At 58.8% G+C, this 4718-nt stretch carries 4 protein-coding genes; 3 read left to right on the top strand and 1 reads right to left on the bottom strand.

Annotated elements, in window-relative coordinates:
* Positions 1 to 123: 123 nt before the first annotated feature.
* Positions 124 to 1179 carry a tetratricopeptide repeat protein gene (locus QMX93_RS29750; protein ID WP_282359140.1) on the bottom strand — a complete coding sequence of 352 codons (1056 nt, stop codon included), beginning with the start codon at positions 1177 to 1179 and terminating at the stop codon, positions 124 to 126.
* Between the two features lie 161 nt (positions 1180 to 1340).
* Here QMX93_RS29750 and QMX93_RS29745 point away from each other — a divergent pair, with 161 nt between their 5' ends.
* From QMX93_RS29745 to QMX93_RS29735, 3 genes are read left to right on the top strand one after another with little or no spacing between them, the layout of a single operon-like run.
* Positions 1341 to 3488 (top strand): FUSC family protein, encoded by a 2148-nt coding sequence (locus tag QMX93_RS29745; protein WP_282359138.1) that lies wholly within the window; start codon positions 1341 to 1343, stop codon positions 3486 to 3488.
* Positions 3478 to 3678 (top strand): DUF1656 domain-containing protein, encoded by a 201-nt coding sequence (locus tag QMX93_RS29740; protein WP_053119922.1) that lies wholly within the window; start codon positions 3478 to 3480, stop codon positions 3676 to 3678. The genes QMX93_RS29745 and QMX93_RS29740 overlap by 11 nt, the downstream gene beginning before the upstream one ends.
* Before the next feature lie 4 nt (positions 3679 to 3682).
* Positions 3683 to 4630 (top strand): HlyD family secretion protein, encoded by a 948-nt coding sequence (locus QMX93_RS29735; protein ID WP_282359137.1) that lies wholly within the window; start codon positions 3683 to 3685, stop codon positions 4628 to 4630.
* Positions 4631 to 4718 lie beyond the last annotated feature (88 nt).

Raw genomic sequence — 4718 nt, 5'->3', positions numbered from 1 at the left:
GATTTATCCCCGTTGGCGTGCGCAGCAGGCCCTGCTTTTGGTGAAGAGGGGCCGCTGCGCGACCCAACGGGGATAAATCCCCTCGCCACAGGCAGTGGTGAATTCGGTCAGTGTGCTTGAGGTTTAAAGGCCCTGTTGCAAAGCAGGATCATCCGGATTGAGCTGTTCCAGTTGTGCCAGCAAAACCTGCACGTTCTGCAATTGACCGCTTTCTTTCCAGTAATTGATCAGCAACACCCGCGCCTTGCGGTCGGCAGGATGGCGCTGAACGATTTCCTGCAACTGATTCTGCGCGGCTTCCAGTTCTTCGGCGCTGTGCAGGGTGGTCGCGAGGTCGTAGCGATAATCCTTGTTATCGGGTTCAAGTTCGACGGCTTTGGATAAGCCGAGCAAAGCAAATTCGAGCTGATCATGGTGCAGCAACCATAGGCCGAGAGCATGTTGCAGATACGCCGAATCGGGCTGGGCTTTGAGCTGCTGCGCAAGCAATTGTCGGGCAGCGTCGCTCTGGCCTTGACGGTCGAGCACATCAATCTGCATGACCAGCGCCGGCAAGTTGCCCGGCTCCAGGCGCAAAGTGTTTTCCAGCGCGTCCTGCGCTTGCTTGAGTTCGGCATTGTGTAAGTGCAGGCGCGCCAGTTGCGCGTAGGTCGCAGCGCTCGGCGGTTGCTCCTTGAGGACTTGCTCCCAGCCGTCGATCGCTTGCTCCAGCGGTGCGAAGTACAACCCCAGCTCATCCGGCGTCAAACCGAGCAGGGCATTGATCGCGGCAAAGCGAACGGTTTGATCCTCGTCTTCCAGCAGCGGCCCGAGCAATAGGCTGCGCTGGCCGCCGGGTACCAGGCCCACGACACTTTTGATCGCGGCCAGACGAACATCGGCCGCTTCGCTCTGCAAATCCGCATCGGCCAGTTTCAATGCCTGCGGGCTTGGATAATTGGGCAATTCCGCATGCAGCCACACGCGGCGTTTCACCGACAGATCAGGCCGCCCCAATTGCTGATACAACTGCCGCGCCGCTCCCGGCTGACCGGCACGCGCCGCCGACAAAGCTTCGCTGTAGCCATGCTTGATCGCTTCGGGGACAACCGGAGTGGTGCTGCGCAGTGACAACCAGGCGACGATCACCATTAATACGAGGCCAAGGCTGATGAGCAGGTAGCGGCGGGACTGGGGCATGCAGGTATCCGGAAACGTGCTGACTTGAGCAGAGCGGCAAGCTTCGGTCAGCTCGGCGCGGGAGTCAAACCTTGTCCTTGTGAAACGTCCTACAACACGCGTCGAATGCATTACTCGTCCGGCTTGCGATGCAGTGTCTACGCTTGCAGGAGTTGCTTTTAATGAGTGTGCCCATGCAAGCCCTGTTCAATTATTTCAAAGCGGTGATCCATCCGGGTCAGGCTGTGCTGTTGTTTGCCCTGCGCACCATCGCCGCCGGGTTGCTGACTTTATATTTGGCATTTGTATTCGATCTTGATCAGCCGAAGTGGTCGATCATGGCGGTGGTGATTGTCAGCCAGCCGCTGGCGGGGATGGCACTGGCACGCAGTTTTGGCCAGGTGATCGGCACCACGCTGGGTGCGGCGGTGGCAGTGCTGATCATGGCGATTTTCCCTCAGGCACCGCTGCCATTCATTACAACGCTCGCGTTGTGGTTGGCACTGTGTACGGCGGGCGGCACGTTGTTGCGTTACACCAGTTCGCAGGCATTTGTGCTCAGCGGGTATACAGCGGTGGTGGTGGCGTTGTTGGCGATTCCCGAACCGGACGGGACGTTTCTGCTGGCCGTCACCCGCGTCACTGAAACGTTATTGGCGGTAGCCTGCGTCTGTGTGGTCAGCCTGCTGACGGCGAGGCCAGAAGCGGTGGCCAAGGGTTATTTCGCCAAGGTTGATCAAGTGATCAAACTGGTCGCCGGCCATGCCGCTGCCGTGATTCGCACGGAAGAAAGCGAAGCCGATTTTCAGCGTCGGCAAATGCAGGTGCTCGCTGAAATCAGTGCGCTGGAAGGCCTGCGTCGGCATTTGTACTTCGATGCACCGCGCCTGCGCAGCGCTAACAATCTGGTGCTGTTATTGGGCAATCAACTGATGTTGCTAACGTCGCGGCTGACCGCACTGCGTCACCAGCGGCAATTGCTCACCGAGCGTTGGGAAGGTGATCTACCGCTGGATATCCAGCGATTACGCGCCGATGAACTGGCGTTTCTCGATCAGTTGGCGCAGCAGGGCCGTGCCATGCCTGAGGAGGCCCGGCACCACTTCGTCACGTTGCAGCAACAATTCGATGCAATGGCCTATAAGGCCGAGCAATTGACCGAGGACATGAGCGCCACTTTGCGCTCACTGGCGTGGGCGCTGCGCTGGGAGCAAGCGCGGTTGATGCAACAACTGGAGCAGATTCTTGAACTCAGCGATGCGATCCAGGAAGGGCGTGAGGCCAGTTGCATGTTTCGCGGTCAGCAGAGCCCGCTGCATCTGGATTTCACCCTGGCCTCGATGAACGCGATTCGGGCATTTACAGCATTGCTGGTGGCCGGACTTATCTGGATCGAAACGGCGTGGGATGGTGCGCGCGGCGGAATGATTCTGGTCGGCATCCTGTGTTCACTGATGGCGACGTTCCCGCGGCCGCTGATGGCCGCGCAAAGTTATGCGCGTGGCTTGGGCGTGGCGTTGCTGGTCTCGGCGCTCTATCAATTCATGATCGTGCCGGCGATCAGCAACTTCGAAATGCTGGCGTTGGTGCTCGCGCCATTGCTCTATGTGATCGCGGTGGGGTTATCCAGTCCGGCCACGGCGGGCATCGCGATGGGGTTGGGTTTGTCGAGTTTTCTGATGCTTGGCCCGCAGAACGCTGGTACCGGTCAGAACACCGCAATTCAATGGTTTGAATTTGCCGGCGCTTACGTCAGCGCGGCGATGCTGGCGCTGATTGTCTACGCGTGGATTTTCCCGTTTCGTCCGGCGTGGCGTCTGCGTCGCCTCTATAACGAAGCACGCGAGCAGGTCTATCAACTGACCAAGCTGCCGGCCACCGATGAACAGCAATTCGCTTTCGAAAGCCGCATGGTCGATCGCCTGACCAGCATGCAGGGTCTGTTGCCGGCGGTGAATGACCGAGCGATGCCGCAACTCTACGAAGTGACGCTGGCGTGTCTGGCGTTGGGGGTGGCGATGCAGCAGCTACGGCTGCAAGCACAGAACAACACGCTGGTGACGCTTGCGTTCAGCCAGCATTTGTCTTCAGCGTTGCGCCACACCGGGCGGTTTGTCGCTGCGCGTGATGATGTGCAACTGGCGCCATTGCTGGAACGACTTCACGCATTAGGCGATGAGCTGGACGAATTGCACGTCGCCAGTCACGAACATCTAGGCTCGGTGTTCCGTATGCGTGTGGCGTTGCTGATCGTCGTGTCATTCCTGCAACGTCATGGCGAATATCTGCAAGCAGGTACCGTTGAAGGAGAACCGATCCTTGCCCATTGATTTCGAAGTTGGCGGCGTCTACCTGCCGCCCATTGCCCAGGCGCTGTTACTGGCCATTCCAATATTCCTGCTGCTGGATTGGGTGCTGCGTCGTCTGGGCGTGTTGCGCCTGGTCTGGCATGAAGCCCTGTTCGAAGGCGCCTTGTATGCCTGTGTCTGTGCCACGCTGATTCTGTTGATGGGAGCCTGAACCCTTGAAAATGTTGTTGGCAAAAATGATGACCGTGGCGGTGGTGATATTGGCGATCGTTCTCGGCTGGTTCGCCTGGGAGTATTACACCCGCGCGCCGTGGACACGGGATGCCCGGGTGAGGGCGGATGTGGTGACATTGTCGGCCGATGTGTCCGGGCGCATCGTCAGTCTGGCGGTGCAGGACAACCAGCACGTTGATAAAGGCCAATTGCTGATGGAGATCGATCCGGCGCGCTACAAACTCGCGGTGGAACATGCGCGACGTGAGGTCGAGGTGTCCAAAGCCACGCTGGGCCAATCGAAAGCTTCGATTGTTGCCAGTGAGGCGCTGCTCAAACAGCGCCAAAGCGAAGAACGTCGGCGGCGCACGTTGAAACAGGGTTTTGCCATTTCCGGTGAGGAGTGGGAGAAGTCCAGCACCGACGTCGCGGTGGCCCAGGCCGATCTGTTGCGCAATCAGGCCAATCTCGGGCTGGCCGAGGCCAATGTGCAATTGGCGATTGCTGCACTGAGCCAAGCGGAACTGGATTTGCAGCGCACCCGTGTCGAATCCCCGGTCAGCGGTTTCGTCACCAATCTACTGACCCGCCAGGGCGATTACGCCGTGGCCGGTGGCGCGCTGTTGGCGCTGGTCGACAGTGATTCGTTCTACATCAGCGGTTATTTCGAAGAAACCAAACTGCCGAGGATCGAAGAGGGTGACCGGGTCAAAGTGCAGTTGATGAGCGGCGAAACCTTCGGCGGTACGGTGCAGAGCATCGCCTACGCCATTGCCGACCGCGAAAACGCCCCGGGCAGTCGACTGCTGGCCAACATCAATCCGAGTTACACCTGGGTAAAACTCGCGCAACGGGTACCGGTGCGGATTGAGATTGACGCGGATTACGCTGGCAAGAACCGCTTGCGTGCAGGCACCACAGCCACCGTAACCATCCTGGAATCACACTAACTCCTGTAGGAGCTGCCGAAGGCTGCGATCTTTTGATCTTGCCAATCTAAAAGCACCATCAAAAGATCGCAGCCTTCGGCAGCGCCTA

It is taken from the genome of Pseudomonas sp. PS01303 (genome assembly GCF_029959385.1).
GTDB classification, from domain to species: domain Bacteria; phylum Pseudomonadota; class Gammaproteobacteria; order Pseudomonadales; family Pseudomonadaceae; genus Aquipseudomonas; species Aquipseudomonas rustica.
Note: the sequence above shows the minus strand (reverse complement) of the source record. Positions and strands in the feature narration are given on the sequence as shown.

Bases quoted from the DNA above. Each gene is read 5' to 3' on its own strand.
- QMX93_RS29750 (WP_282359140.1), bottom strand. From the start codon at position 1,179: ATGCCCCAGTCCCGCCGCTACCTGCTCATCAGCCTTGGCCTCGTATTA.
- QMX93_RS29745 (WP_282359138.1), top strand. From the start codon at position 1,341: ATGAGTGTGCCCATGCAAGCCCTGTTCAATTATTTCAAAGCGGTGATC.